Origin of the sequence: Thermanaeromonas toyohensis ToBE, assembly GCF_900176005.1 — a bacterium.
Taxonomy (GTDB): domain Bacteria; phylum Bacillota; class DSM-521; order Neomoorellales; family Neomoorellaceae; genus Thermanaeromonas; species Thermanaeromonas toyohensis.
The window spans coordinates 2063258-2090257 of record NZ_LT838272.1 but is presented as its reverse complement, the minus strand read 5'-3'; the positions used below and the strand labels follow the sequence as shown (position 1 = coordinate 2090257).

Here is a 27000-nt window from a genome sequence, read left to right as displayed (position 1 = left end):
AGGCGAGCAAGCGATGCAAAAGGCCGAAAAGAAAGCCTTAGTTTATGGCAACGTGCTGATCGTGGGAGTGGATGTAGCTAAGAAAAACCATTACGCCCGGATATATAACAGCATGGGTATCGACGTAGTAAAACCGTTCTACTTTCATAATAGCAGAGAAGGTTTCTGCCGTCTACTAGGGAAAATAAGCGAAGCCAAGGAGAAAGAGAAGGCGGAACGTATCATTATAGGCATGGAACCCACAGGACACTACTGGAAACCTCTAGCCTATTTCCTAAAAGAGGCAGGTTACACTGTAGTAATTGTAAATCCTTATCACGTTAAAAACAGCAAAGAGATGGAAGACAATAGCCAAGACAAGAACGACCGCAAGGATGCAGGCCTTATAGCCCAACTGGTAAAAGAGGGCAAATTCTTGCACTGCATCTTACCGGAAGGGATATATGCAGAACTGAGGACCCTTTATATTACCCGGCAGCAGGAACACAAAAACTTAACGCTGCCCTCTGCCAGCTTAAAGCCATAGTAGATGAATATTTTCCCGAGCTAATGGAAGTATTTAAGAGTCTTTTAGGCAAGGCAGCCCAGTGGGTCTTAAGGAACTGTCCCTTTCCTAAGGACATATTAAGCCTAAAGTTAGAAGAACTAGAAGAAGGGCTAAAACAGGCCTCGAACAGTAGAGTAGGGATAAAGAGGGCTCTTGCTCTAAGGCAAGCAGCAGAAAAGAGCATAGGTGTTAAAGAAGGGCTAGAAGGGGCTAAAGTCAAACTTCAAGCCTGCTTGGAAGAAATCGAGTTTTACCAAGGTCAAATAAGGAAGACAGAGGAAGCCATGGGGCGATACCTAGAGGAGACAGGTTTAGCGAATTATCTTTTAAGCATTCCTGGGGTAGGGGTAGTAACAGCGGCAGGCTTTTTAGGGGAGATAGGTGACCCAGCGAAATACCAGCACTGGAGACAGATACGGAAACTAGCTGGTTATAACCTAACGGCCCAGAAATCGGGGAAGAAACAGAAGGCCAAGACCACCATATCCAAGAGGGGTCGGCCGGGGCTAAGGAATCTACTTTACCAGGTGAGCCTTATTCTAGTGGCTAAGAACAAAGAATTTAAAGCGCTATATCACTATTCCTAAAGAGGCCGGAAAATCCTTTAACGAGGAAGCAGGCTCTAGTAGCTGTGGCTTTAAAGCTAGTGCGGGTGATGTTTACCCTTATTACCCAGAAGAAGGAATATGATGCCAGCAAAGTATTAGGGAAATACCGGGAAGAACAACTAAAGAAAGTAGCTTAAAGAGCTAGGGAGGTTTTGGGTGGGGGAAGCCAAATCCCTCCATAAGGGCATAGACCCTGTAATTAAGTAAAGGCAGGCCCCACCCGCCCCCTTAAGGCAGGACGAAGGAATGAAAGGGCAAGACCCTGCGAGAAATGATAGGGTAGCCTGGGGGCGAATTTTAAGGTGAGGGTCCACCCAAAACCTTAGGATAAAAAATACTCAAAAATACCCATGGTAATTTTTAACCCTTCTCTCTCGTTTCTTAGATGGAGGATGAAAAACTTGAAAATCTAAGAGAGCGAGAGATAGAGGGAGATTTAAGCAAAAAATTGAGATAGGAGGGATCTTATGCACTGGATGGAAAAAGTACGCAAAGTACTGGAGCTTGATGAAGAGGAACTGGCCTTATGGTCTAAGATTGCGGCGGCAGAACCGCGTGAGAGTATGCGCAACCTTATGCAGGCTATGATGGAGAACCAAAAAAAGATAGGGAAGAGCTCCGCGAACTTCTCCGTAAGCACGGTTATATGGACCCCACGTATTAGAGAACCTAGAGGAGCCTAGGTAGATATTTAACCACATATATAAAGAATGCTCTAGGTAGTCTGCATAGAAAGCCCTTCCCGCTTAGGGAGGGGCTTAACGCTTATTACCGGGAAATAGGGAGGAATTTTTACTTCTAGGGCGAATTCCAGAAAAATGGCGCTTTTTGGAGGTGTTGATGTGGAGGAAGCTATCTTCGCCCTAGATGTAGGCACGCGGAAGGTTGCTGGTGTAATCCTGGCTCCGGAAGGATCGAAATTTCGGGTAAAGGCGGCTGTCGTCCAGGAACACAGGGAGCGGGCTATGCTGGACGGCCAGATCCACAACATACCACAAGTAGCTAACATAATACGCGAGGTAAAGGAAAAGCTCGAACGTAAAGCCCGGACTACCCTCACTAAAGTAGCGGTAGCTGCAGCAGGGAGGGCTTTAAAAACCCAAAGGGCAACTGCCGAAAAGGAAATTTCCCCTGCTAAAGAGATCGAAAGGGAAGAAGTCCTAGCCCTGGAGGCCGATGCTGTACAAGAAGCGGAAACCCTCTTACTAAGCAGCCGAGACAAAGCAGCCAGGGAATATCATTGTGTGGGTTATAGCGTGCTCAAGTACCTTTTGGATGGTTCCAGTATAGGTTCTCTGGTAGGCCAGCGTGGTTACAGGATGGGGGTGGAAATCGTTGCCACTTTTCTGCCTCGGGTAGTAGTAGATTCCTTAGTTTCGGCTCTCTGGCGGGCAGGGTTGGAAATAAGCTCCCTCACCCTAGAGCCCATTGCCGCTGCGGCTGTAGCTGTACCTCCGGCCATGCGCGGTTTGAACCTAGCCCTAGTAGACATCGGCGCAGGTACTTCGGACATAGCCCTGGCGCGCGAGGGTAGCATTGTAGGATATGCCATGGTTCCCTCAGCAGGAGATGAGATCACTGAAAGCCTCGCCAATCAGTTGTTGTTAGATTTTACCACAGCAGAAAAAGTAAAGCGACAGTTAATTAATGGAGGAAAGGTTTCTTTTGTGGATATTGTAGGCCAGCAGAGGACCCTGCCTGCAGAGGATCTTATAGGGCTCTTACAACCGGCAGTCATGGAGCTAGCCCGTCAAATCGCAGAACAAATCTTACTCCTCAATGGCCGTCCACCCCAGGCCGTACTCCTTATCGGAGGTGGTAGTTTAACCCCTGGCCTTGTTGCCGCCCTAGCCCGTTGCCTAGAGCTACCAGAAGAAAGGGTAGCTGTACGGGGGCGGGAAGTTTTACCAGATATCGTGGGTAGTCCTAGCTTTACCGGTCCCCAAGCCATCACACCTCTGGGGATAGCAGTAACAGCCTGGCGCCAGGAGGGTTTAGTTTTGTCACAAATTGAGGTTAATGGCCGGCCCATCCAGACCCTGATTTCCCGTAAGTTAACCGTAACGCAGGCTTTACTGGCAGCCGGGCTTCCGATACGAGAACTTTACGGACGGCCAGGCAGGGGTATAGGGGTAGAGATCAACGGTCGACTTTATTTTGTAAAGGGCCAACCGGGTAAGCCAGGGCAGATCCTAGTAAACGGGAAACCCGCCTCCCTAGATACTATTGTGCAAAGGGGGGATAAGATAGAGTTTATCCCAGGAGAAAAGGGAGAAGATGCCCGGGCTGTAGTGGGAGACCTGATCCCTGCTCTAACCCGCAAAACCATAATCTATAACGGGAAAAAAATTACCCTGGAACCTTTAATCCTTTTAAACGGGTGTGCAGTATCCCACGAGGCTGAGGTACCCGATCAGGCCAAGATCGAATTTAATCCCTTGGAAACAGTAGCCGATGTTCTTAGGTACTTAGGAGAACCTGTCGACCAACCAGTGCTTTTAAACGGCGCACGAGTACGACCAGAGGCTCCCATTAAAGACGGAGATGTCTTAGAAACTGGACCGCAAATTACTAAGCATAGGGTGAGGATAAATTTAAATGGCCGGGAAGTAGAATTAGTAGTGGAAACCAGCCAAGTAATTTTTGCGGATCTGTTCACTTATTTAGATATGGAACCCACCCCGCCCCCTGGTAAGAAGAGCCTAAAGATGGAAGTGAACGGCCAGCCGGCAGAGTTCACCACCCCCTTGAAAGAAGGAGACCGAGTAATTCTAGAATGGGTATGACGCCCGCGGCCTTTTAAAAGGAGCGAACGGCCGTAAGGAAGGTAGCTTTTTCTTTAAACACGTGAGCCCTGAAGAAGGTGCCTGGCCCGTACTTTAGAGTAGGCTAATTAGCAGAAGAAGTAGTTAAACGCCATAAGGTGGCCCAGAAGGCACCAGCCAACCAGCCACCTAGCACATCAGTAGGATAATGCATCCCAAAATAGATCCGGCTCCACCCAGTAGCTAGGGTAAGGGCGCCTAGAACCACATAAAGTATGAGGAAAGTAACCTTGAGCCAGCCCAGCCTTTGGCTATGTCCGAAGCGGTTTAGCATAGGCAGGGACAGAGAAATAAATAATGCTGTAAACAGAAGAGTTATAAAGGCGTGGCCGCTGGGGAAACTATACCCGGAGGCAGGAAAGAGATAGACTCCCTCTGGCCGCCCCCGCCGGAAGAAAATCTTGCTTAACTCAAGGAATCCCCATCCACTGAACATCCCCCCTGCTAAAGATAAGCCCTCATGGACGCGCCGATAAAGGATAGTTAAGACCACAACTCCGGCGGCTGAGGTAAAAAACATACCTCCCTTTGTGCCCCACCAATTAAGGAAGACAAAGATGAAATAAAAGCTATTCCCTTGTTGCAGAGTAGCTTTGCCCACAAAATTAATAATGGCTTGATCCCAAAGGTTAAGCCTGGCGTAATAAATGCCCAACAAAGTAAAAAGTAAAGCTAAGATAGCGACTGAGGTCCAAGTTATATGGAATCTCTTGGGCATATTATCCTCCCCGGAGAGGTTTTCTTATGAGTTCTTGATCGTATGATATTTTATCATGTAAAACTCTTTTAGCTTCTTTTTCCTCAAAAAAGTTTCCCCCTCTTATATTGATACTGACATTCTTTAGTCCGCTTACACTATGACAATATCACAGTCCGGTAACAGAAGCAGGAAATCCCCGGCTCTATAATAAAAAGTGTGGGATAGGGTAGATGGGATTAAGCGAGTGGGAAGGTAGATTTTGGTTGTAGGAGGAAAAGGACGGGGGCACATCCAAATTGAATGTTAGCAAACACAAACCCCTTCAAGAAAGGAGTGCCCCCATGCACAAGATTAACACGTTCACCCTCGAAGAGCAAGAGAATTTTGAGAAAATACTACAGCCCATTTTAGAAGAACCCCAAGACCCAGGAGATATTGTGTTAAAGGTAACCGTAGACCCTCCAGAGGTATGTCCTGTATGCAACGAAGGCAAATTACACAGGCATGGCTTCTTAAAGGAAAACCAGAAGCCAAAAGAAAGAAGAATTCATCATGCTTTCTTATATGGGAGATGGGTTATTCTGTCCTGGGTTCCCGTACGGTATAAGTGTTACCGTTGTGGTAAGACTTATACCCTTCGTCCTCCGGGTACCAACCCCTGGGCCAGATTTACAAAATTAGGGGTGCAGACAGTAGTTTATTATGCCCAGAGGATGAGCTTTACTTATGCGGCTCAAATGTTAAACCTTACCCCCACTAGGGTTATAAGATTAGTGGACAAGTATGTCCAGCCTAATCTTCCTTTTGATGATACTCAAGAACCTATAGTGTTAACCTTAGATGAGCTATCCTTTACTGGGAACGATTTTGTATGCGTGGTAGGGAGGTTGGAACCGGACAAGAGGCCTTTGACTATTTTAGAGGATGTGAGGACGGCAACTATAAAGGCTTACCTAGAAGAGCTCAAGAAAGCTGGGGTCAAAGTAGAGGCGGTAGTAATTGACATGAAAGACTCTTGGCGTAAGTTAATCAAAGCAATATTTCCTTCAGCCAAGATAATAGTAGACCCTTTTCATGTGATCCAGGATGCTAACCGTCGTTTAGATGAGGCAAGAAGGATAGAGCAAGAAGCGAGCAAAGAGAAGATACCCCGGTTTCCTTTGATTAAAGCTAAAGAGAGACTTACTCCCAGACAGCAAGAGGCATTAGAAAAAATTAAAGATAAATACCCGTCCCTCTATGAATTATACCAGCTAAAGGAAGACTTAAGGCAAATTCTAAGGATGGACCGGGTAGAAGAGGCAAAAGCTGCTTTGAGCCGTTGGTTTATAAATGCAGAATGCGCTGAAAATGCAGAGGGACGGATATGGGCCCGTACTATCAAGTCTTGGAGGTCAGAAATATTAAACCTGGTAAGATATACCCAGCAAGGTCGCCGGTACACTAATGGCTATATAGAAGGTAAAAATACCTTAAGCAAAATGCTTAAACGCTTAAGTTTCGGCTTCAGAAATCGCATTCATTTCATCAAAAAAATCTTCCTAGGATGTTCCCCCAAAATCTGATCCCACAACTATTGACATAGAGCCGAAATCCCCTTGACTCCTTAGATTTCAAGTGCTAAACTTATACTCAGACGTGCGGCAGTGGCGGAACTGGCAGACGCGCTAGATTCAGGGTCTAGTGGTCACTGCGACCGTGGGGGTTCAAATCCCTTCTGCCGCACCAGCGTGGCCTCCCAAGCCGTGGTCTTACCGGCCAGCGGCGAGGGAGGTTTTATTATGTATCTTTCATTTGGCGGGGTGATTGGATATAATATTCCTGTTACCTGGGATTATACTTTAAAAAATGCGAGGAGGGTTCTTTTTGGCGAGGCTAGTCACACCCCAGATAGCGCGGGGTGCTTTCATTGCTGCGATCTATGCGATAGTTACCATTATACTGGCGCCAATAAGCTTCGGGGTATTTCAAATCCGGGTCGCTGAAGCCCTGACCCTTTTGCCCATCCTCTTCCCGGAAGCTATATGGGGCCTGTTTGTAGGGTGTCTAGTTAGCAACATTTACGGTGGGCTGGGCCCCATTGATATTTTTCTAGGAAGCCTTACTACTTTAGTAGCTGCCTGGCTGACCTATAGGCTCCGCCATTCTCCTTTGGCTTATATGCCACCCATAATACTTAATGGTTTAATTGTGGGGACTTATCTTTCCTTTTTGCTTAAAGTTAACATCCTTCTTTCCATCTTCAGCGTAGCCGCTGGGGAAGCGATAGCCGTTTTAGTATTAGGGATACCCTTGCTGCGCCAGTTGCGTAAATTAAAAGTTAATTATTAGAAGCTGGTATGGCTACTAAAATGGTTACTGAAAAAGAAGTATATGTGCGGCGGCTATTTAGCAGAATTGCCCGTCGCTACGACCTTATGAATACCCTTTTAAGCTTTAACCTGGACAAGTACTGGCGTCGGGTGGCTGTGGAGGAAGCGAGGCTAAAAAAAGGAGACCAGGCCCTGGATGTCTGCTGCGGTACCGGCATGCTAACCTTAGGCCTGGCGCAGGCTGTTTATCCCCACGGCAAGGTGGTAGGGCTGGACTTCTGCCCGGAAATGCTGGAAGTAGCGAAGGTCAATTTGGCCCGCAGCCCTTACGGCCGGATAATAGAGCTAGTGGAAGGTAATGCTGTAGCGCTGCCCTTTGAGGATAACACCTTCGACTGCGCTACCATAGCCTTCGCCCTGCGGAACGTACCCGATATCGAAAAAACCTTGCGGGAGATGCAGCGGGTGGTCCGGCCAGGGGGGCGAGTAATTTCTTTAGAACTGGCCAAACCTTCGGGTCGCTTTTTCAAACAGCTTTATTACCTTTACTTTAATTACCTGGTACCCTTAATTGGACGCCTGGCGGTAGGAGATAAGGATCCTTACAGCTACTTACCGCGCTCGCTTAAGGATTTCCCCCATCAAGAAGAAATCCTTAAGCTTTTTACCAGGATAGGCCTAAAACAGGTTAACTACCGTGAGCTCACCGGTGGTATTGTGGCCATCCATGTCGGAGTTAAAATATAGGCCTAAGGCATAAATTAAGACGAGGTAAATTGACAGTGCCACGTAAGAGAAAGTGGTGACCGTACCTTGGCTTATAAAGATCTACGGGCTTACCTTGAGGCGTTGGAAAGGAAAGGCCTTCTCCAACGTATTAGAGCTGAGGTAGACCCGGTACTGGAGATTGCGGCCATAACCGAACGGGTGGTCAAAGCCAGAGGTCCGGCCCTTTTATTTGAGCGAGTTAAGGGCTATTCTATTCCTGTAGTTACTAACCTTTTCGGTAGCGAAGAGCTGCTTAAAACCGCCTTTGAAGTTACAGATTTGGATGAGCCGGCGCGGCGTTTAGCCGAGCTACTAAAATTGCCTGACGTATCTAGCTGGCGAGCCAAGCTAGAAAATATACCCCGCCTCTTAGAACTCAAGAAGTATTTCCCCCGGCGGGTCAAGAAAGCACCCTGCCAGGAGGTAGTGGTGGAACCCCCTTCCTTAAAAGAGCTACCGGTGCTTAAGCTATGGCCGGGCGACGGCGGGCCTTTTATTACTCTCCCCCTAATTTTTACACGGGATCCCTTAACCGGCCAGCGGAATGTGGGTATGTACCGGATGCAGATCTTTGATGAGAAAACTACTGGTATGCATTGGCATCTCCATAAAGATGCCGCCGAACATTTCCGGCGATCTAGCCAACGATTAGAAGTGGCTGTGGCCCTAGGAGGAGATCCGGCTCTCATTTATGCAGCCACAGCACCCCTTCCGCGCGGGGTAGATGAAGTGATCCTAGCCGGTTTCTTAAGGAGGGAGCCGGTGGAGCTGGTCCCGGCCCTGACGGTGGACCTGGAGGTCCCAGCCCAAGCCGAAATCATTCTAGAAGGGTACGTGGATCTGAAAGAAAGGCGGCTAGAAGGACCCTTCGGTGACCATACAGGCTACTATTCTCCTGTGGATTATTACCCGGTCTTCCATCTTACGTGTCTCACCCGGCGCCGCGATGCTATATACCCGGCTGCGGTAGTAGGAAGGCCGCCCATGGAGGACGCCTTTCTGGGTAAGTTAACTGAACGGCTTTTCCTACCCCTCATCCAGCTACAGCTCCCGGAGGTGCGGGATATCCACTTTCCAGTAGAGGGGGTCTTCCATAACTGCGCTATTGTAGCTATAGAAAAACGCTACCCTGGCCAGGCGCGGAAAGTCATGTACGGCCTGTGGGGTATGGGGCAAATGATGTTCACCAAATTCTTGATTGTAGTGGATGCCGAGGTCAATGTACATGATCTGAGTGAGGTACTCTGGCGGGTGCTGGGAAACGTGGATCCCCGCCGGGATACAGTTATAGTAGAAGGGCCCGTCGATATCTTAGATCATGCTTCCCCCCAGGTGGGATACGGTAGTAAAATGGGAATAGATGCGACCCGCAAATTTCCAGAAGAAGGACATCCTCGTCCCTGGCCGGAAGAGGTGCGAACGAGCCCGGAGATAAGCCGTCTAATAGTAAAAAGGTGGGAAGAGTATGGGTTATCCCCAAGCCTTCTTAAGGAAACTAGGCATCTTTTTGGAGATGATTAAATTCGAGCATACAATCTTTGCGCTCCCCTTTGCTTATTTAGGTGCGTGGCTAGCAGCAGGAGGGGTACCTACTCCTCACCATCTATTCTGGATCACCCTGGCCATGGTCGGCGCCCGGACGGCTGCCATGTCCTTAAACCGTTTGATAGACAGGCATATCGATGCCTTAAATCCTAGGACGGCCAACCGGGCTATACCCCGGGGGTTGATTTCTATTGCGGAGGTGTGGATTTATACCCTTTTTTCCTTTGGGCTTCTCTTTATCTCTGCTTGGCAGTTAAACGAGCTCTGCGTAAAGCTTTTACCCTTAGCCGTTTTTATCCTGGTAATCTACTCCTACACTAAGCGCTGGACCTGGGCCTGCCACTTCGTACTCGGCCTGGCCGATTCTCTTGCACCCATGGGTGCCTGGGTCGCGGTAAGGGCTAGTTTTGATCTTCCAGCCTGGGTCTTGGGCATAGGAATGGGTTTGTGGGTAGCTGGCTTCGACATTATCTATGCCTGCCAGGATTATGACTTCGACCGGAAGTATGGAATACATTCTATTCCTGCCCGGTTTGGCAAGGAGAAGGGACTACTGATAGCCAAGATTCTGCACGCTGCCTCTTTGGGGTTCTTGGCCAGCCTGGGCTTCCTTCTGCAACTAGGTATCCTTTATTTTGTAGGGGTTGTTGTAGCCGGCCTAATTTTAATTCACGAACATCGTCTGGTATCACCAGAAGACCTTTCCCGACTAGATATGGCTTTTTTACAAATGAACGGGTATTTAAGCGTTCTTATGTTTATTTTTACAGCCCTAGATTTAGGCATAGGAATAAGATTTTAATAAGAGGAGGGGGCTCCTTTGGTGGAGCTATCCAACGTGGAAATTGAACGTTACAGCCGGCAGATCATCCTGCCTAACATAGGCGGGAAAGGACAAAAAAAATTGAAACAGAGTAAAGTACTGGTGGTAGGCGCCGGGGGATTGGGCTCGCCAGCAGCCTATTATCTCGCAGCGGCCGGGGTGGGCACTATCGGTATTGTTGACGGGGACGCGGTGGAATTATCCAATTTACAACGACAGATCCTTCATAACACTAAGCGGGTGGGCCTACCCAAAGCTGAATCGGCCCGGGAAACTTTGCTTGCTTTAAATCCCCATATAACTGTAAATGTGCACCAACTACGCCTGAGTAAAGATAATGTCTTGGAACTTATTACCGGGTATGAAGTTATTGTAGATGCAGTCGATAATTTCCCAGCCCGTTATCTTTTAAACGATGCCTGCGTCATGGCTGGAAAGCCCTTAGTAGAAGCGGGGGTGCTTCAATGGGATGGCCTGGTGATGACCATCAAGCCCCGGGAAGGCCCTTGCTATCGCTGCATCTTCCCTGAACCGCCTCCACCGGGGGCAGTGCCTACTTGCCGGGAAGCGGGCATCATAGGAGTGGTACCGGGGGTTATCGGGGCTATCCAGGCTACAGAAGTTCTTAAGCTTCTGCTAGGAATAGGGGAAGGGCTTATCGGTCGCCTGCTGATTTATAACGGCCTGGAGATGCGGTTCCGGGAAGTGCGAGCAGAGCGCAACCCGGCTTGCCCAGTGTGTGGGGAGAATCCCCGTATCCGTACCCTTGAGGAATATACCTTCGCTTGCGAAACAAGGTAGTAATAAAAAAGAGCAACAGAGACAGGCCAGAAAGAAAGCCTTTATACTTTAAAGAAGGAAGGCCTTCCCTTAAGAAGGCCTTATAGCCACATTTAGCTTGGGGATAAAGTTAGCTTTCTTTTTTGGTAAAGGTATCTTTCTGGCCACATTCGGGGCATTTCCGAGGTTTACATCTGGTTTCTTTTTCATACCCGCAATGGCTACATTTCCAAACGGCCATTAAGTACGCCCCCTGTTCTCTCAAAATTTAAACCATAGCTGTTACTATTTTAGTAGGCTAAAGGTTCCAGCGTCAAGGTTTTACAGTTCTTATTCCAGGGGCAAAATATCTAAAGCAGATTACGAAGGAAGGAGATTAAGTAAGTATGAAGGTTATACTCCACCGCCCGCAGAGGAAGGAGATTGAAATACCAGGGGGAAGAAAACTTATAGAAATCGCTAGGGAACTTAACATTAACTTAGAGTCCCATCTGGTAGTGCGTAATAATACTATCCTCACTCGGGACGAATTTATTCGGGATGATGAAGTTATCGAGGTTTTTCCGGCTGTTTCAGGAGGGTAAGGTATGCGCTGCCAAATTTGCCGGGGTAAGGCTTCTGTAGAGGTTCGCCAGCACCATGCAGCCTTTTGTCCTCTTTGTTTTGTGCAGTACTTTCTAAAGCAGGTAAAGCGTAATATCCAGGCCCATAAGATGTTCTCTTCTAGCGAGCCGCTGCTCCTGGTAGTCTCTGGGGGCAAGGATAGTTTGAGCCTGTGGGATGCCCTCTTGCACCTGGGGTATAATGTTACAGCCCTGCACTTGGACTTGGGTATTCCGGGGTATTCCGACCGTTCCCGGGATGCTTGCAGTGCCTTTGCCACCGAAAAAGGTGCGGATCTGCGTATCATCTCTGTAAAGGAAGAGTTCGGAGTAAGTATTCCTGAGCTGGCGAAAAGAACTAGGCGAGTACCCTGCGCGGTATGTGGCCGCGTAAAACGATATCTTTTTAACCGTTACGCTGTGGAAGGTGGCTTCACAACCGTAGTTACCGGCCATAATTTAGACGATGAGGTAGCAGCCCTCTTGGGCAACCTCCTCCACTGGCAGACAGGATATCTCGCCCGTCAGCACCCGCATCTTCCCTCTACCCATCCTAAACTAGCCAAGAGGGTTAAGCCTTTATATACCTTGACTGAGCGAGAATGCTTAGCGTATGCCCTTATCCAGCGAATACCTTTCCTGGCTGAGGAATGCCCTCATGCTGAGGGAGCTACCACGATCTTATATAAGGAGGCCCTAAACCATATCGAGGAAGCCTCTCCCGGTACTAAGCTAGCCTTTATGAAGGGATTTTTAAAGCATAAAGATATTTTCCGGGTTGTTGAAGAGGATGTAAAACTTAGAGAGTGCACCCTCTGCGGCCAGGTGACTACTGAAGGTATATGCGCTATATGCCGTCTACGGGAGAGGGCAGGGGCTGTGGTTCAAGGATAACTAGAGGCTTAAGGGACGCTACCGTGGTCCATTTAGTTTGAAGGCTGGAGCAACACAACAAAGTATTATAGATAACCTGGTTCTTGCCATAAGCGAGAAGCCGTGCTAAAATTAAGGCAGTCCGGGATGTAGCTCAGCTTGGGAGAGCACCTGCTTTGGGAGCAGGGGGTCGCAGGTTCGAATCCTGTCATCCCGACCAAGGCTTTGCCGGCGTAGCTCAGCTGGTAGAGCAGCTGACTTGTAATCAGCAGGTCACCGGTTCGAGTCCGGTCGCCGGCTCCAGCAAAAAATAAATTCTATAGGTTTCTTACTTACCACTCTGCCCCCAAGTAATTATTACATGGTTAAGAGGGGGCTTTTGTTTCATTAGAGTAAATTCCGGTCAGGAGCATATAGGGATGGTTCTCAAGAAAGGCCAATTGGAAGATGAAATCAGCAAAGCTTTAATGAAATTTGAAAAGGAATATCTAGGTAGAGGTCCACAAGAAGTTAAGACTTTTATTCTCGAAGATCAAATATACGTACGTCTAAAAGGAGTATTAACTCTAGCGGAACAGCATCTTGCCCAAACCCATGAAGGTAAGCTTCTAGTGAAAAGGGTAAGGACCCAGTTATTAGAAAACTTAAGGTCCGTATTAGAGGATATGATTGAAGAAATTACTGGTCAAAAAGTAATAAGTTTGCATACCGATATCAGTACTATTACTGGAGAAAGAATAATAGTCTTCACCTTAGCGGATAACCTGGAGGCAAGGTTTAGCTAAGATTTTCTACCCCAGCTGTGGAGAAAACTTATACATATTGCCCCTTTGCTATGTAGCGGTTATAATAACACCGGGACGGGGAACCATTTTCGGTGTTCGCCGAGATGGTGCAACGTCAAGCATAAAGGTCTGCTTGCCGGTAGTTGGTCTGGAAACAGAAGAACTACCGGATAGCGGGTCAACAGCTTTGCCTTTAGCTACAGAAGGCGGGCATGTTGACCTTTTTTTATTCCATAAGGAGGGGTTATCAATGGGAGAGGAAGCAAAAGAAAGTAACATTATAATCCTGGGGCCAGTTCCATGTGAGACAGCAGCCGATATGTTAAAAAGTCAGCCTTTTAAATGCCTTCTACGTAAATTCTTAAGCCAACTGGAAGAACGCAAGGCACCTGAGTTGGAAATCCTTAAATCCTTTCAATGTACAGTACAAGATAACTATGACATAGACTCCTTTTCTGATCTGCTGTTGTTGCTAACGGAGTACCGCCCTACCGAAATCGTAAGAAGGTACCCTAAATATGCTCTGGTGCTGGCGAACCCTGTCCTTCTTTATGATTTTATTGAAGGACTTTACAACTTCTGGAGAAAACATGCTCGTTTCTTAATTTTAGACGGCGGTCAATACCAAATGGGCGAAACGAGAACCGACCACAGAAAGTTTATCAAGTTAAGCGAGAGGTTTAAGAATCTAGTGTTGGAAACATACCGACAAATCTGCGCCAACCTAATGGATAAACTTCCCCGAGTCTACCGCCAGCTACCTTGCGGGGCAGGGGTGGAGATCTTAGCTGAAAAGATTGTTTGGGACGTTCCGGCTCCAGAATACGAACCCTTACAAGAAATACCTTTTATACGGCTCGTAGTGATCGAACCTCCACTCGTCTATTACCCTAAGCGCAATTATCGTAAAGGAGTTTTCCTCCCAGTACCCGAGAATCCGCTGTTTCGTGTAACCCTTAAACCTAACGATTGGCTCTGTTATCCTGCTAAAGTTGGAGATCTTGTTATATTTATCTATTTCCATAAGCGTTACCTACCCTTAGGGTCTAGTTTATCGAACCTTTTTGAACTAGCTGAACCTGGGGAAATCTTTAGGCGGAGACCAGATGGTATTTTAGTTTTCGGGGTAGAACCTGAAGCTTTAGGCAAGAAACAAACGTGTTATTTTGAAGACAAAAAATCGGGTATAGTGCTTGGGTTTATTGGGCGTACCGATGACGTAGACTACTTTGGTTATTTTAAGAAAATGGCTTTAACCTTACACAACATTATTGCTATAGACCGCGGATATCTTCCTGTCCACGGCGCTATGGCCCGAATTGTTATGCGTACAGGCGAAAGCGCTAACATAATCCTAGTTGGAGATAGCGGAGCTGGGAAATCAGAAACTCTGGAAGCCTTCCGAGTTCTGGCTGACATTTATATGCGAAAGTTAACCATAATTTTCGATGATATGGGATCGCTCAGGTTAAATGACCAAGGTCAAGTAATAGCAATCGGAACAGAAATAGGAGCATTTGTTCGCTTGGATGATCTATCTCCAGGCTTTGCCTATGAAGAGATAGATAGAAGTATATTCATGAATCCTCATAAGAAGAACGCCCGGTTAGTAATACCTATAACAAAATACCAAGAAATCGTGGCGGGTTATCCTGTAGACTTTTTCCTTTATGCAAATAACTATGAACCCGTTGATGAACAGCATCCTTATATCGAGTTGTTTAATGATATAGAAACTGCTCTGGAAATCTTCAGCGAGGGGGCAAGACTATCCAAAGGTACCACAGACGAAGAAGGACTAACTCATACGTACTTTGCGAATCCCTTTGGCGCTCCTCAAAAACGCGAGCAGCACGATGCGTTAGCAAGGAAATACTTTAGCCAAATGCTAGCTACAAATGTAAGAATCGGTCAAATTAGAACGCAGCTAGGATTGCGAGGATATGAACTTAAAGGTCCGGAAGCTGCTGCTAGAGCTCTGTTTGAGTTCATTACTCGCAAGTAGGGAGGTAACAAAATGAAGCTTTATATGATAAACAAAGTTGAATTGTTATTACAAATATTAAAGGAAGCTAAAGTAAGCGAGTTACAAGAAGTAGGTAGGAGATTAAATAAAGCTGATTTGGTAAAAGTAATATACGGCTTAACTGGAAACCAAAGTAGCATAAATGATTTTGATGATGATCAGTTTCAAAAACGAATGTATTACGAAATGGTGGCTGAAGATATTGTAGATTAATCTTATCGGGTAGGAGGGGGTGGCTAACCCCCGTCCCCCCACACCACCGTACGTACCGTTCGGTATACGGCGGTTCATAAGGCGCTACGAAGTTCTAAGTACCGTTCAACTAAGCTCGTCAGCCCTTGGTCTTTCCAATATTTAAGGCCAAGGGCCTTATTCACTTGGGGAGTGTTCGCCAGCCGCCAGTACCCTTTCCGGGACTCGCTTATAAGGCTCGCCCAGTCTTCAGGTATCCCTAGCGCTACTAAGTTACGTCTCCTGGTGCGGGGTTTCCTCCATTGTTTTAACAGACACATCCTGAGCCGTCGCCTTATCCATTCATCCAACGCTTCCAGAGTGCTTCTCGTGTCTATTAGCCGAAAGTACCCTATCCATCCCTTAAGATAAGTGTTCAAAAGCTCTATGCGCTGCTTAAGCTCTATACTCCAGTTCCGCCTCGTTATCTGCCGTATCCTATCCTTAAACCGCTTTATCGTCTTGGGCGCTAGCCTTATCCTCGGTTCCCGTTCCCAGGTGAAGGAGAAGCCTAAAAATTTCCTTCTCCATGGCCGGTCTACTGCACTCTTCTCCATATTGACTTTGAGCTTTAGTCGCCCCTCTACAAACCTTTTCACGCTCTCTATTACGCGAAGTCCTGCCCTTTGGCTCTTTACGTATATGTTGCAGTCATCCGCATAACGGACAAATTTGTGACCCCGTCTCTCTAACTCCTTGTCCAGATCGTCAAGGATTATGTTGGCTAAAAGTGGGCTTAACGGCCCTCCTTGCGGCGTTCCTTCCTCTGAGGTTATACAGATACCACCCACCATGACCCCTGCCTTAAGGTAAGCACGGATAAGCTTCAGTACTCTCTTGTCCTTAACTTTCCGGGCTACCCTGGCCATGAGAATGTCGTGGTTTACCCGGTCAAAGAATTTCTCTAAGTCCAGGTCCACCACATACCTGTATCCCTCTCGAATATACCCCTGGGCTTCTTTTACCGCCTGGTGGGCGTTCCTGCCCGGCCTAAAGCCAAAACTATGTTCTGAGAAACCCGGGTCAAAAATCGGCGTTAACGCTTGTAAAAGGGCCTGTTGGATCAGGCGGTCCAGCACCGTGGGTATCCCTAATAGCCTTACGCCTCCGTCGGGTTTCGGGATTTCGACCCTCCGTACCGGCTGCGGCCTATAGGTTCCCTTGAGCAACTCTTCCCTTATCCTCAGCCAGTGCTCCTTGAGGTATGGTCGAAGGGATTTTATCTCCATGCCGTCTACACCAGCCGCTCCTTTGTTGCTCTCTACCCGGCGCAGGGCGCGAAGCATGTTGCTCCGCTCTACCACCTTCTCCATCAGGTCGGTACCGTCCCCGCAGGGTGGCTCCCCTACTCGTGCCGGAGAAGGACTAGGCACTCCCACGGTCCCCCGCAGATTCACCGCTTCCTCCCGTGGGTAGCTCCCTTCCAGGATTTTCGGCTGTCTTCGCCCTTCTCTCGAACTCATAAAGTGCCTCCCTGTCCTTATGTTCGGTCCTTCCCTCCCTCTGACGTCTGAGAGAGGTACTATGACCTCTGCTGACTCCTGCCAGTTCAACCGCACCTTCCAGTGCAGGTTACCAGGTTACCTGGCATACCTGGCAGGCCTCCCCGGGTAAGAGCGTTGACTTTCCCTCCATCCATCCGCCGCATATACTCTCAGCAGCCTTCGGTAGCAAGGACTTCGCTTTGGTTCGCAAGCTCATCCAACTGCTGTTAGCCTCCTATGCGGTTCCTGTTCGTCGGACCGGAGGTTTGCCGCCGGCTTCCTTCGGATTCCGCCTCACGGCGGACACCCTTGCCTTAAGCTAACGACTACTGCTACCTTCGTCGTTCGGGACTTCCACCCTATAGCCAACGCCCATGCCGGGCACACAAAACATGAGCCCGGTTGTATTGCCGGGCTAATCTGTTAAGGGGGAGATAGGTACTGCTGGCTCTACGTCAGTACTTATTTATGGGTCAAATCGAGTTTCTATTGACAAAAGTCTATTCCGCACGGTATGATTAATGCCAAGCTGGCTTCCAGGACCTGTACTTCCTGGTAACAAAGTCGTCAAAGCAGAGTAACTAGTTTGCAATTCATTTCACCATTTAAACAATTAACGAAATTTATATCCCCTTTTTCCTGAAATGTAGTATAATTAGGCTGAAAGGATGAAAGGCGGGGTTGAATGTTTTGCTTCCTTTGGAACAATAGGCAAATTCTTAAACAGAAATTCAACCTAGGGCAGCAGGAAAATCGGATGTTGTGACGAATTTCACTAAGTGTCGGCTTATAGTATTCGGAAATCTAAACGGATTATACAATTAGCTGGAGGATATTAAAGGTGAAGCTAGCCATCTCTGGTAAAGGTGGGGTAGGTAAGACCACCATAGCTGCTGGGTTAATTAAGTTCTTCGCTTCCCAGGGTTTACGCGTTTACGCCGTAGATGCAGACCCGGACGCAAGCCTTGGAATAGTTTTGGGGTTGCCCGAAGAACAGGTGGAATCTCTTAAGCCTATTGTGGATATGCGGGAGGTAATCGCTAAGCGTACAGGGGGAGAAGGCGCTTTTTTCTCCTTAAACCCTAACGTAGATGATCTTCTTGCCGATTATACCCTCGAACACGGTAACATCTTGTTTTTTAAGATGGGAACTGTGAAGCAGGCAGGGACCACGTGTTACTGCCGGGAAAACGCAGTCTTAAATGCTCTTATAAACTCCCTTTTGCTTCGGCGCCAAGAAATGGTGGTTTTGGATATGAGTGCGGGTATCGAACATCTTACCCGGGGAACAGCCCGAGGGGTAGATGTTATGTTAGTTGTAACCGAGCCTTCCCCAGTAAGTTTGCGGACGGCTCGGGTAGTAGAAGGACTAGCCAGGGAGCTGGGCATCTCTCGGATAAAATTCATAGCCAATAAGGTACGGTATCCCCAGGAAGAGGAACTCTTCCGTCAGGAGTTCCAGGAAGATTTGTTAGGGATACTTCCCTTCGAAGAACAAGTCTGGAGTGGTGGAAATCTGGAAAAACCCTCCGCCTTTAGCCTTGCCTTGGAAGCCGTAGGTCACCATTTGCTGGCCATGGTCCAGAAGACAGAGTTGAACCATACTTATTAAACTCCTACCGAGGAGGTAAGAAAAAATGCCTAGGTTTCGCGATGTCACCCACACCAGCCGACCTTCAGGTGCTCCCCGGGTACCCGATCCTAAAAAGCGGGAACGGACCATTGATCCCGCAGCGCTGGAGGTGCTGGAATACAGCAAAAAGACCAATGTTATAACTGCCTTTGACCGTTTTGTGGCCCAACAACCCCAGTGCAAATTCGGATATGAAGGGGTCTGCTGCCGCTTCTGTATGGCTGGTCCCTGCCGTATAAAAAGCGATTCGGGTCCCGGAAGCCGGGGTATATGCGGAGCCTCTCCCTGGACTGTGGTGGCCCGGAGCGTAGGTCTCATGATCCTAACTGGTGCAGCTGCCCATTCTGAACACGGTAACCATTTAGCTCATACTTTGCTGGAAGTGGCCGAAGGCCAGGCGTCGGACTATACCATCAAAGATAAGGAAAAGCTTTACCAGGTATGCCGCCGGGTGGGTATCACTGTAGAAGGAAAATCAGAAAAAGAGCTAGTCCGGGAGCTCGCCTGGAAAGCCCTAGAAGATTTCAGCCGGTTAAAGGGCATGGGTGATTCCACCTGGGTCACTACCACTGTTACTCCTGGCCGGGTAGAAAAATTCCGTACCCACAATGTAATGCCCCACGGTATCCATGCCACCATCTCTGATCTCGCCAGCCAGGCCCATATAGGTAATGATGATGATCCTGTCAACCTGGTCTTTAGCGCCATCCGTGTAGGGCTGGCTGATTACGCAGGTATGCATATTGCCACCGATATTTCCGATATTCTCTTCGGTACCCCGTCTCCCATCGTTAGTCAATCTAACATGGGGGTCCTGGACCCGGACAAGGTTAATTTTGTGGTCCATGGGCATAACCCTCTATTAAGCGAAATGATTGTCCAAGCCGCCCAGGAGATAGAAGGGGAAGCTAAAGCTGTAGGAGCCAAGGGCATTAACTTGGTAGGTATATGCTGTACAGGTAACGAGGTGCTTATGCGGCAGGGTATTCCCCTGGTAACCTCCTACGCCTCCCAAGAGCTAGCCATCTGCACTGGAGCGGTAGACGCCATGTGCGTGGATGTGCAATGTATCATGCCTGGTCTCCAGGCAGTGGCCGAATGCTTCCATACTCGTATAATTACCACCTCGGATATCGCCAAAATTCCTGGATCCTACCACCTAGAATTTGATACCCATAATGCCCTGGAGAAAGCCAAACAAGCCCTGCGTTTGGGGATCGAAGCCTTTAAAGAAAGAAAGGAGAGCGGACGCGAGGTCTACATCCCCTCCATCAAAAATACAGTGGTAGCAGGCTGGAGCCTGGAAGCCCTCTTTAAGCTCTTCGCTACTATAAATCCTGAAAATCCTGTACGGGTGTTAAACGAAGCCATTCTCTCAGGAGAACTGGCCGGCGTTTGCCTTATGGCCGGCTGCAATAACCTTAAGGTTTACCAGGACGCCTCCCACTTGACCATCATGCAGGAGCTTCTCAAGAACAATGTTTTTGTCATAGCTACGGGCTGCTCGGCCCAGTCAGCAGCTAAGCTAGGGCTTATGGACCCAGCTAAAGTCGATGAGCTGTGTGGTGAAGGTCTCAAGCGCTTCCTTTATAGAGTTGCTGAAAAGGCTGACATAAGCATAGGCCTCCCGCCGGTCTTCCACCTGGGTTCCTGTGTGGACAATACTAGGGCCTCGGATCTTCTTATGGCCATGGCCAACGACCTGGGCGTAGATACCCCTAAGGTCCCCTTTGCCGCTTCAGCACCGGAAGCTATGAGCGGCAAAGCTACTAGCATAGGAACCTGGTGTGTGGCCTTAGGGCTCCCCACCCACGTAGGATGCATGCCGCCAGTAGAGGGCAGCGACTTAATCTATAGCCTCCTTACCCAAATAGCTAGCGATGTCTACGGCGGGTACTTTATTTTCGAGATGGATCCCCGGGTAGCAGCGCGCAAGATTTTAAACGCTTTGGAATACCGTACTTGGAAAATGGGCGTTCACCGGGCGGTGGCTGAGCGCTACGGCACTAAGCTTTACCAGGGTTACTAAGGGGGGAGAGGAAAATGGCGGTGGATTTCGATAAAATTTACGAAGGGGCCATCCCGGAGGGGAAAAACCCAGTCAAACTATTCCGAGAGGTATATCACGGCGCCATCACGGCTGTAAGTTATGCGGAAATCCTGCTTAATCGGGCCATAAAGGAATATGGACCGGACCATCCAGTGGGTTATCCGGATACAGCATATTATCTACCGGTCATCCGCTGTTTTAGCGGCGAAGAGGTGACCAAGCTAGGTGATCTTCCGCCTATCCTCAATCGTAAGCGGGCCCAAATTAAATCTGAGTTAACCTTCGAAAATGCCCGCCTGGCCGGGGAAGCCACCTGGTATGCGGCGGAAATTATAGAAGCCCTCCGTTACCTTAAATACAAGCCAGAAGAACCCCTGGCACCCGAACCTTGGACAGGGTTCATCGGTGATCCTGTGGTCCGGCGTTATGGCATCAAGATGGTGGACTGGACCATCCCCGGTGAGGCTATTATTCTGGGTCGAGCAAGGGATTCTAAAGCCTTGGCCAAGATGGTTCAAGAACTCATGGGCATGGGCTTTATGCTTTTCATCTGCGATGAGGCTGTGGAACAGCTCCTGGAGGAGAACGTAAAATTAGGCATAGACTATATAGCCTATCCCTTAGGCAACTTTACCCAGATAGTCCACGCGGCCAATTATGCCCTGCGGGCTGGTATGATGTTTGGTAACGTGCCCCCTGGAGCCCGGGACGAGCAGCGTGATTACCAGCGCCGCCGCATCCGCGCCTTTGTCCTGTACCTAGGGGAGCGGGATATGGTCAAAACGGCGGCAGCCTTTGGTGCCATCTTCACCGGCTTCCCGGTTATAACCGATCAACCCCTGGACGAGGATGAGACAATACCAGATTGGTTCTTCAGCGTCCAGGATTATGACAAGATGATCCAGATAGCCATGGAGGTCCGGGGTATCAAGCTTACTAAAATTAAGCTTGATCTTCCCATCAACTTCGGCCCGGCCTTCGAGGGCGAAAGCATCCGTAAGCATGATATGTATGTGGAAATGGGTGGCACCCGCAGTCCAGCGTTTGAACTCGTGCGAAGTGTACCTGAAGATCAAATTACCGACGGCAAGATTGAACTTATAGGTCCAGACATTACCGATGTCCCTGAGGGAAGCGTCCTCCCCTTAGGGATAATAGTGGATATTTATGGGCGTAAAATGCAGGAAGACTTTGAAGGAGTGCTGGAACGCCGTATTCACGACTTTATTAACTATGGTGAGGGCCTGTGGCATACTGGCCAGCGCGCCATCAACTGGCTGCGAGTAAGTAAAGAAGCTGTGGCCAAAGGCTTCCGCTTCAAGCATTATGGTGACATCCTCATTGCTAAGATGAAGGAAGAGTTCCCGGCCATAGTAGACCGGGTACAAGTGACCATTATTACCGACGAAGAAGTGGTAAAAAAGGAAATGGCCCAGGCTTTGGAGAAATATAAGCAGCGTGACGACCGTATGCGGGGCCTGACGGACGAAGCGGTAGATACTTTCTATTCCTGCGTCCTCTGCCAGTCCTTTGCTCCTAACCATGTATGCATAATTACTCCAGAAAGGCTGGGCCTATGTGGAGCGGTAACTTGGTTGGACGCTAAGGCTTCCCATGAAATCAACCCCGCAGGGCCTAACCAGCCCATTCCTAAAGAAGGTGAAATTGATCCCATTAAGGGTATCTGGAAGAGCGTTAATGATTACCTCTACATCGCCTCTAACCGTAACTTGGAGCAGGTCTGCCTTTACACCCTTATGGAGAATCCTATGACTTCCTGTGGGTGTTTTGAAGCTATTATGGCTGTGATACCAGAATGTAACGGCATCATGATTACTACCCGCGATCATCCGGGTATGACACCGTCGGGGATGACTTTCTCCACTTTAGCAGGTATGATAGGTGGTGGTGTACAGACGCCGGGCTTTATGGGTATAGGCCGCCGGTACATTGTTAGTAAGAAATTCATAGCCGCCGATGGTGGTATTGCCCGTATCGTCTGGATGCCAAAGTCCTTAAAGGAATACCTCCGAGAAGACTTCATCCAACGTAGCATTGAAGAGGGTTTGGGCGAGGACTTCATAGATAAAATAGCCGATGAGACCATAGGGACCACAGTAGAAGAAATCCTTCCCTTCTTAGAGGAGAAAGGACATCCTGCTTTAACTATGGACCCGCTGATGTAGGTAGGTCTTACCTTTCCGGGGAAGGGGAGCCCCCTTCCCCCGGGAAAGGGTTCGGCTTTTTCAGAAGACCACGTTAGGAGAAAGGGGTTATCGAGCATGGCTTTGACGGGGTTAGAAATCTACAAACAACTACCCAAAAAGAACTGCGGGGAGTGCGGTACCCCTACCTGCCTGGCCTTTGCCATGAACCTGGCTGCAGGTAAAGCGAGCTTAGATGCCTGCCCCTATGTTTCTCCTGAAGCGCGAGAAGCGCTGGAGTCTGCTGCTGCTCCCCCTATAGCCAAAGTTATCTTAGGCACTGGGGATAAAGCGGTAGAGATGGGGGATGAAACGGAACTCTTCCGTCATGATAAGCGTTTTTACCATGAACCGGCCATAGCCTTGCGGGTGAGCGATGCCTTATCTGAGGAGGAGATCCTCTCCCGGGTGCAGGCCATCAACGATCTTTCCTTTGATCGTGTCGGCCAGCATTACACGGTCCAGGCTATAGCCATCACCCATGAGGCTCCAGAACCGGGGAGCTTTGCACGAGCAGTGGAACTGATAGCAGCTAACACCGACCTAAATCTGGTTTTGATGGTCGAGGACCCGGCTGTATTAAGCCCAGTGCTACCGAAAGTTGCGGCCCGCAAACCTTTGCTCTATGCGGCTAACGCCAGCAATTATGAAGCCATGGTTTCCCTAGCTAAGGAGCACGGCTGCCCCTTGGCCGTTAGAGGCTCTGATCTAGAGGAACTCGCAGGGCTGGTGGAAAAGATTGCGGGTTTAGGGTATAAGCAATTGGTCCTAGATCCAGGAGCCCGGAGCCTTTCCCGGGCGGTGGCAGACTTCACCCAGATCCGGCGGCTGGCCATAAAGAAACGCTTCCGCCCCTTTGGCTATCCCATTATAGCGTTAACCACTTCTAGCGATCCTTTGGCCGAAGTCCTAGAAGCAGTAAACTATATTGCTAAGTATGCCAGCTTGATAGTGCTCAATACCATAGCCAAGGCTCATCTCTTACCTCTCCTTTCCTGGAGGCAGAACCTCTATACTGATCCCCAGGTTCCCATCCGGGTGGAGGAAAAGATCTACGAGGTGGGCGAGGTCAACGAAAACTCTCCTGTGTATATCACTACTAACTTCTCCCTTACCTATTATTCGGTGGAAGGTGAAGTGGAAAGCAGCAGGATCCCTGGCTATATTATTCCCGTAGATACCAATGGCCTTTCTGTGCTGACGGCCTACGCTGACGGCAAATTCGATGCAGAAAAAATTGCTAGTGTTATAAAGAAGTTAGGTATTGAAAACAAAGTTAAGCACCGTACCCTAGTTATTCCAGGAGTAGTAGCAGTTCTTAAAGGGAAGTTGGAAGACTTGACTGGTTGGAAAGTATTAGTAGGACCGCGGGAATCCTCTGGTATCCCCTCCTTTGCCCGTAATAACTTTGCTTAAAGGCCTTTAGAGCCTGTAAGGGGGTAAGAGCTGCTGTATGGAGGAGTACAGGGTTACATTTTGGCCAGAAGGAATAGAAATTAGCGTGCCTGCAGGAACTACTTTGCTGGAAGCCGCAGCCGAGGCAGGTATCGCTCTAAAAAGTACCTGTGGCGGTCAGGGAAGCTGTGGCCGATGTGTAGTACGCGTCAAAGAAGGTCATGTAGCCAGTGAACCCGCTCGTCGGAAGTTGTCCCTACCTGGTGAAGGGTATGTCCTGGCTTGCCGCACCAAAGTGCTGGGCGATGTCCAGGTGGAAGTACCCAAGGATTCACGCCTGGATGAGCATCAGGTCTTACTCGATGATAAGCAGGGAGCGAGTGTAGAAAGCCCCTGTACCCTCCAGCCTTTATGTGAAGTAGTATCCCTAGAATTAGAACCGCCTACTCTAACCGAAAATGCTAGCGATTGGAGCCGAGTCCAGACAGCCCTGCGGCGTTATTTCCCAGAAACTAGCATTAAAGTCAGCCTATCTACTTTGCAGGAACTAGCCGAAGCCCTGCGTCAGGCTGACTGGCGGGTGGCTGTAAGCCTGGCCCGGCTTAACGGCCAAGCAGAGGTTATCCGAGTAACTTCGGCCAACGAAAAGGACATTTATGGAGTTGCCATAGATCTAGGTACCACCACTGTAGCCGTGGCCCTAGTAGACCTGATAAAGGGGCGCATTATCGCTCAGGGAGGTACTTACAACCGCCAGTCGCGCTTTGGCGATGATGTTATTTCTCGTATTATCTATGCTACTACTACAGAGCAGGGGCTAAAGGAATTACAAGAAGCCGCTCTAGCGAGCATTAACGAGGTAATAAGTGAGCTCCTTAAAGAAAAAGGGATTTCCTACCAGCAAGTGGTGGCGGCTTCCTTAGCCGGAAATACTACCATGACCCATTTGTTCCTGGGGCTTACCCCTAAGTATGTACGCCTCCAGCCCTATATACCCACCGCCACCGAATTCCCGCTGGTTAGAGCAGGGGAAACAGGGCTAAATATACACCCCTCGGCTCCTGTGTTAGTATTCCCTTCCGTAGCCAGCTATGTGGGAGGAGATATAGTTTCTGGGGCTTTATTCACCGGTATAGCCAAGAGCCAAGAGCTAGTGTTGTTCGTGGATATCGGTACTAACGGTGAGATGGTACTAGGTAACAGCGATTGGCTAATCTCTTGCGCCTGTTCGGCAGGCCCAGCCTTTGAAGGCGGTGGTATCACCTTTGGCATGCGGGCCATGAAGGGGGCTATCGAAGGAGTAGAAATAGATCCCGCTACTTTGGAAGTTAAATGGCGGGTGATCGGACGTACTAAGCCGATGGGTATCTGCGGTTCTGGTCTTATCGACGCTTTAGCCAAGCTCAGAAGGGCCGGGATCATCGACCGCACAGGGAATTTTCAGGAGGTACCCACGCCCCGCCTACGGCGTACTGATGAAGGATGCGAGTTTGTCCTGGCCTGGAAGGAAGAGAGCGGCAACGGCCAAGATATAGTACTTACTGAAGGTGATATCAAAACTCTCATCCGTTCTAAAGGAGCTGTTTTTGCTGGGATCATGAGCTTACTAAAAACAGTTCAGCTTAAACTAGATACTATAGATAAAATCATCATCGCTGGCGGCTTCGGTAATTACTTGAATATCCCTAACGCTATAGAAATCGGACTACTTCCAGATCTCCCCTTAGACCGCTACATTTTTGCCGGTAACACTTCCCTTAAGGGAGCCATAGAGGTCTTGCTGTGTCGCGATAAGTGGGAAGAGGCCCGGGAAATAGGGCGCAAGCTGACTTACCTTGAGCTTTCGGTTGGAAATCTCTTTATGGAAGAGTTTGTCTCCGCCCTCTTCCTACCCCATACGGATTTAAACCTCTTCCCCTCGGTAGCTAGCTATGCACCTAAATATGCGCCGGGGGAGAGGGTGGCAGGATAATGGCCAGGAACATAGCTGTGGCAGGTAAGGGTGGTACGGGGAAAACTACTTTCGCCGCCCTCCTTATCCGCTACTTACTAGAAAAAGGGAAAAAGAGCATTTTAGCCGTCGATGCAGACCCCAATGCCAATTTAAATGAAGCCTTAGGTATTCCAGTAAGTAATTTTGTCGCCGACATCTTAGAAGAAGCTAAAGATAGCAAAGGTGTACCCCCTGGAATGACTAAAGATATGTTTATAGAATACAAGCTGGCCCAGGCTCTAGTAGAGACAGAAAGGCTAGATCTTCTGGTCATGGGGCGGCCTCAAGGCCCAGGTTGTTACTGCTACCCCAACGATATTTTGCGCAAACATTTGGAGACCTTATCGCGAAACTACCAATACGTAGTCATTGATAGCGAAGCAGGGCTGGAGCACATAAGCCGCCGCATAATCCAAGGTGTGGAGTTTCTCTTCGTATTGAGCGATGCTACCATCCGGGGAATACGCTCAGCAGGCCGGGTGCGCCAGTTGGTGGAGGAGTTGCAGCTCCCCATCCCACATATGCTGCTAGTAGTTACCAGGGTGCAAGGTTCCCTAAATGGCCTGGTGCCGGAGATAGAGCGCACCGGGTTACCCTTAGCAGGTACTATTTCCTTCGATCCGCTAGTAGTGGAGTATGACGCACTAGGAAGGCCCCTTTTTGACTTGCCTTCTAGTTCTTTGGCTGTGCGTGAAACCCAGCGGATCTTAGAAGGGCTCGCTTTGTAAAGAATAGAATGGTCCACAGGACCTACTCTTTACAGGATAGCCTTAGGGCTTAAAACGCGGGTAACCCTGGCCCCCCAAAACACCAAAA

General features: G+C 48.8%; 22 protein-coding genes, 3 tRNA genes and 1 pseudogene. 23 read left to right on the top strand and 3 right to left on the bottom strand.

The window, feature by feature from the left end; all coding sequences use genetic code 11:
- The first annotated feature begins 13 nt into the window (after positions 1-13).
- The 3 genes and pseudogenes from B9A14_RS10830 to B9A14_RS10820 all read left to right on the top strand — a co-directional run bounded on the left by B9A14_RS10830 (position 14) and on the right by B9A14_RS10820 (position 3941).
- Positions 14-1292: pseudogene (locus B9A14_RS10830) on the top strand (IS110 family RNA-guided transposase).
- Positions 1293-1622: 330 nt separating this feature from the next.
- Entirely contained in the window at positions 1623-1838 is a 216-nt protein-coding gene (locus tag B9A14_RS10825; RefSeq protein WP_084665708.1) for a hypothetical protein, read from the top strand.
- A 135-nt stretch (positions 1839-1973) separates the two neighbouring features.
- Complete coding sequence (locus B9A14_RS10820) at positions 1974-3941, top strand: cell division FtsA domain-containing protein (RefSeq protein ID WP_084665707.1); 1968 nt, start codon at positions 1974-1976, stop codon at positions 3939-3941.
- A 103-nt stretch (positions 3942-4044) separates the two neighbouring features.
- Here the strand turns inward: B9A14_RS10820 and B9A14_RS10815 are convergent, their stop codons facing one another.
- On the bottom strand, positions 4045-4698 hold the full coding sequence (locus B9A14_RS10815) for a phosphatase PAP2 family protein (RefSeq protein ID WP_084665706.1): 654 nt from the start codon (positions 4696-4698) through the stop codon (positions 4045-4047).
- A 323-nt stretch (positions 4699-5021) separates the two neighbouring features.
- Here B9A14_RS10815 and B9A14_RS10810 point away from each other — a divergent pair, with 323 nt between their 5' ends.
- The 7 genes from B9A14_RS10810 (at position 5022) to B9A14_RS10780 (ending at position 10929) form a co-directional block, all read left to right on the top strand.
- Positions 5022-6245 carry an ISL3 family transposase gene (locus tag B9A14_RS10810; protein WP_084665705.1) on the top strand — a complete coding sequence of 408 codons (1224 nt, stop codon included), beginning with the start codon at positions 5022-5024 and terminating at the stop codon, positions 6243-6245.
- Between the two features lie 75 nt (positions 6246-6320).
- A tRNA-Leu gene (locus tag B9A14_RS10805) sits at positions 6321-6408 on the top strand.
- A gap of 138 nt (positions 6409-6546) precedes the next feature.
- Positions 6547-7011 carry a QueT transporter family protein gene (locus B9A14_RS10800; protein ID WP_231967705.1) on the top strand — a complete coding sequence of 155 codons (465 nt, stop codon included), beginning with the start codon at positions 6547-6549 and terminating at the stop codon, positions 7009-7011.
- Between the two features lie 8 nt (positions 7012-7019).
- Positions 7020-7739, top strand: a complete 720-nt coding sequence (locus B9A14_RS10795; protein ID WP_084665703.1) for a demethylmenaquinone methyltransferase — start codon at positions 7020-7022, stop codon at positions 7737-7739.
- Positions 7740-7805: 66 nt separating this feature from the next.
- Positions 7806-9281: a menaquinone biosynthesis decarboxylase gene (locus B9A14_RS10790; protein ID WP_084665702.1), complete on the top strand. Its 1476-nt coding sequence runs from the start codon at positions 7806-7808 to the stop codon at positions 9279-9281.
- Positions 9226-10107, top strand: coding sequence for a UbiA-like polyprenyltransferase (locus B9A14_RS10785; RefSeq protein ID WP_084665701.1), 882 nt, complete (start codon positions 9226-9228; stop codon positions 10105-10107). The genes B9A14_RS10790 and B9A14_RS10785 overlap by 56 nt, the downstream gene beginning before the upstream one ends.
- Before the next feature lie 21 nt (positions 10108-10128).
- Positions 10129-10929, top strand: coding sequence for a HesA/MoeB/ThiF family protein (locus B9A14_RS10780; RefSeq protein WP_084667114.1), 801 nt, complete (start codon positions 10129-10131; stop codon positions 10927-10929).
- Between the two features lie 109 nt (positions 10930-11038).
- Here B9A14_RS10780 and B9A14_RS18145 read toward each other — a convergent pair whose 3' ends face one another.
- The gene (locus tag B9A14_RS18145; protein ID WP_084665700.1) at positions 11039-11149 is read right to left on the bottom strand and encodes an RCKP-type rubredoxin-like domain-containing protein; all 111 of its coding nucleotides are present in this window, start codon (positions 11147-11149) and stop codon (positions 11039-11041) included.
- Between the two features lie 145 nt (positions 11150-11294).
- Here B9A14_RS18145 and B9A14_RS10770 point away from each other — a divergent pair, with 145 nt between their 5' ends.
- From B9A14_RS10770 to B9A14_RS10740, 7 genes are all read left to right on the top strand, one after another.
- Positions 11295-11492 (top strand): MoaD/ThiS family protein, encoded by a 198-nt coding sequence (locus B9A14_RS10770; RefSeq protein ID WP_084665699.1) that lies wholly within the window; start codon positions 11295-11297, stop codon positions 11490-11492.
- 3 nt (positions 11493-11495) lie between these two features.
- A complete protein-coding gene (locus B9A14_RS10765; RefSeq protein ID WP_084665698.1) occupies positions 11496-12404 on the top strand; it encodes a TIGR00269 family protein in 909 nt (302 codons plus the stop codon).
- A gap of 122 nt (positions 12405-12526) precedes the next feature.
- Positions 12527-12603 (top strand) — tRNA-Pro (locus tag B9A14_RS10760).
- Between the two features lie 7 nt (positions 12604-12610).
- Positions 12611-12686, top strand: a tRNA-Thr gene (locus tag B9A14_RS10755).
- Positions 12687-12802: 116 nt separating this feature from the next.
- Positions 12803-13168, top strand: coding sequence for a Na-translocating system protein MpsC family protein (locus B9A14_RS10750; RefSeq protein WP_084665697.1), 366 nt, complete (start codon positions 12803-12805; stop codon positions 13166-13168).
- Between the two features lie 250 nt (positions 13169-13418).
- Entirely contained in the window at positions 13419-15173 is a 1755-nt protein-coding gene (locus tag B9A14_RS10745) for a hypothetical protein (RefSeq protein WP_084665696.1), read from the top strand.
- Between the two features lie 12 nt (positions 15174-15185).
- Entirely contained in the window at positions 15186-15407 is a 222-nt protein-coding gene (locus B9A14_RS10740) for a hypothetical protein (RefSeq protein WP_084665695.1), read from the top strand.
- 74 nt (positions 15408-15481) lie between these two features.
- Here the strand turns inward: B9A14_RS10740 and ltrA are convergent, their stop codons facing one another.
- Entirely contained in the window at positions 15482-16888 is a 1407-nt protein-coding gene (ltrA, locus tag B9A14_RS10735) for a group II intron reverse transcriptase/maturase (protein ID WP_084665694.1), read from the bottom strand.
- Between the two features lie 862 nt (positions 16889-17750).
- Here ltrA and B9A14_RS10730 point away from each other — a divergent pair.
- From B9A14_RS10730 to B9A14_RS10705, 6 genes are all read left to right on the top strand, one after another.
- Positions 17751-18521, top strand: coding sequence for an ATP-binding protein (locus B9A14_RS10730; RefSeq protein WP_084665693.1), 771 nt, complete (start codon positions 17751-17753; stop codon positions 18519-18521).
- 25 nt (positions 18522-18546) lie between these two features.
- On the top strand, positions 18547-20571 hold the full coding sequence (cooS, locus tag B9A14_RS10725) for an anaerobic carbon-monoxide dehydrogenase catalytic subunit (RefSeq protein ID WP_084665692.1): 2025 nt from the start codon (positions 18547-18549) through the stop codon (positions 20569-20571).
- Between the two features lie 14 nt (positions 20572-20585).
- Complete coding sequence (acsB, locus tag B9A14_RS10720; RefSeq protein ID WP_084665691.1) at positions 20586-22778, top strand: acetyl-CoA decarbonylase/synthase complex subunit alpha/beta; 2193 nt, start codon at positions 20586-20588, stop codon at positions 22776-22778.
- A 96-nt stretch (positions 22779-22874) separates the two neighbouring features.
- Complete coding sequence (acsC, locus tag B9A14_RS10715) at positions 22875-24212, top strand: acetyl-CoA decarbonylase/synthase complex subunit gamma (RefSeq protein WP_084665690.1); 1338 nt, start codon at positions 22875-22877, stop codon at positions 24210-24212.
- Between the two features lie 37 nt (positions 24213-24249).
- Entirely contained in the window at positions 24250-26163 is a 1914-nt protein-coding gene (locus B9A14_RS10710) for an ASKHA domain-containing protein (RefSeq protein ID WP_084665689.1), read from the top strand.
- A complete protein-coding gene (locus B9A14_RS10705) occupies positions 26163-26912 on the top strand; it encodes an ATP-binding protein (RefSeq protein WP_084665688.1) in 750 nt (249 codons plus the stop codon). Before B9A14_RS10710 ends, B9A14_RS10705 begins: the two co-directional genes overlap by 1 nt.
- Positions 26913-27000: the final 88 nt, after the last annotated feature.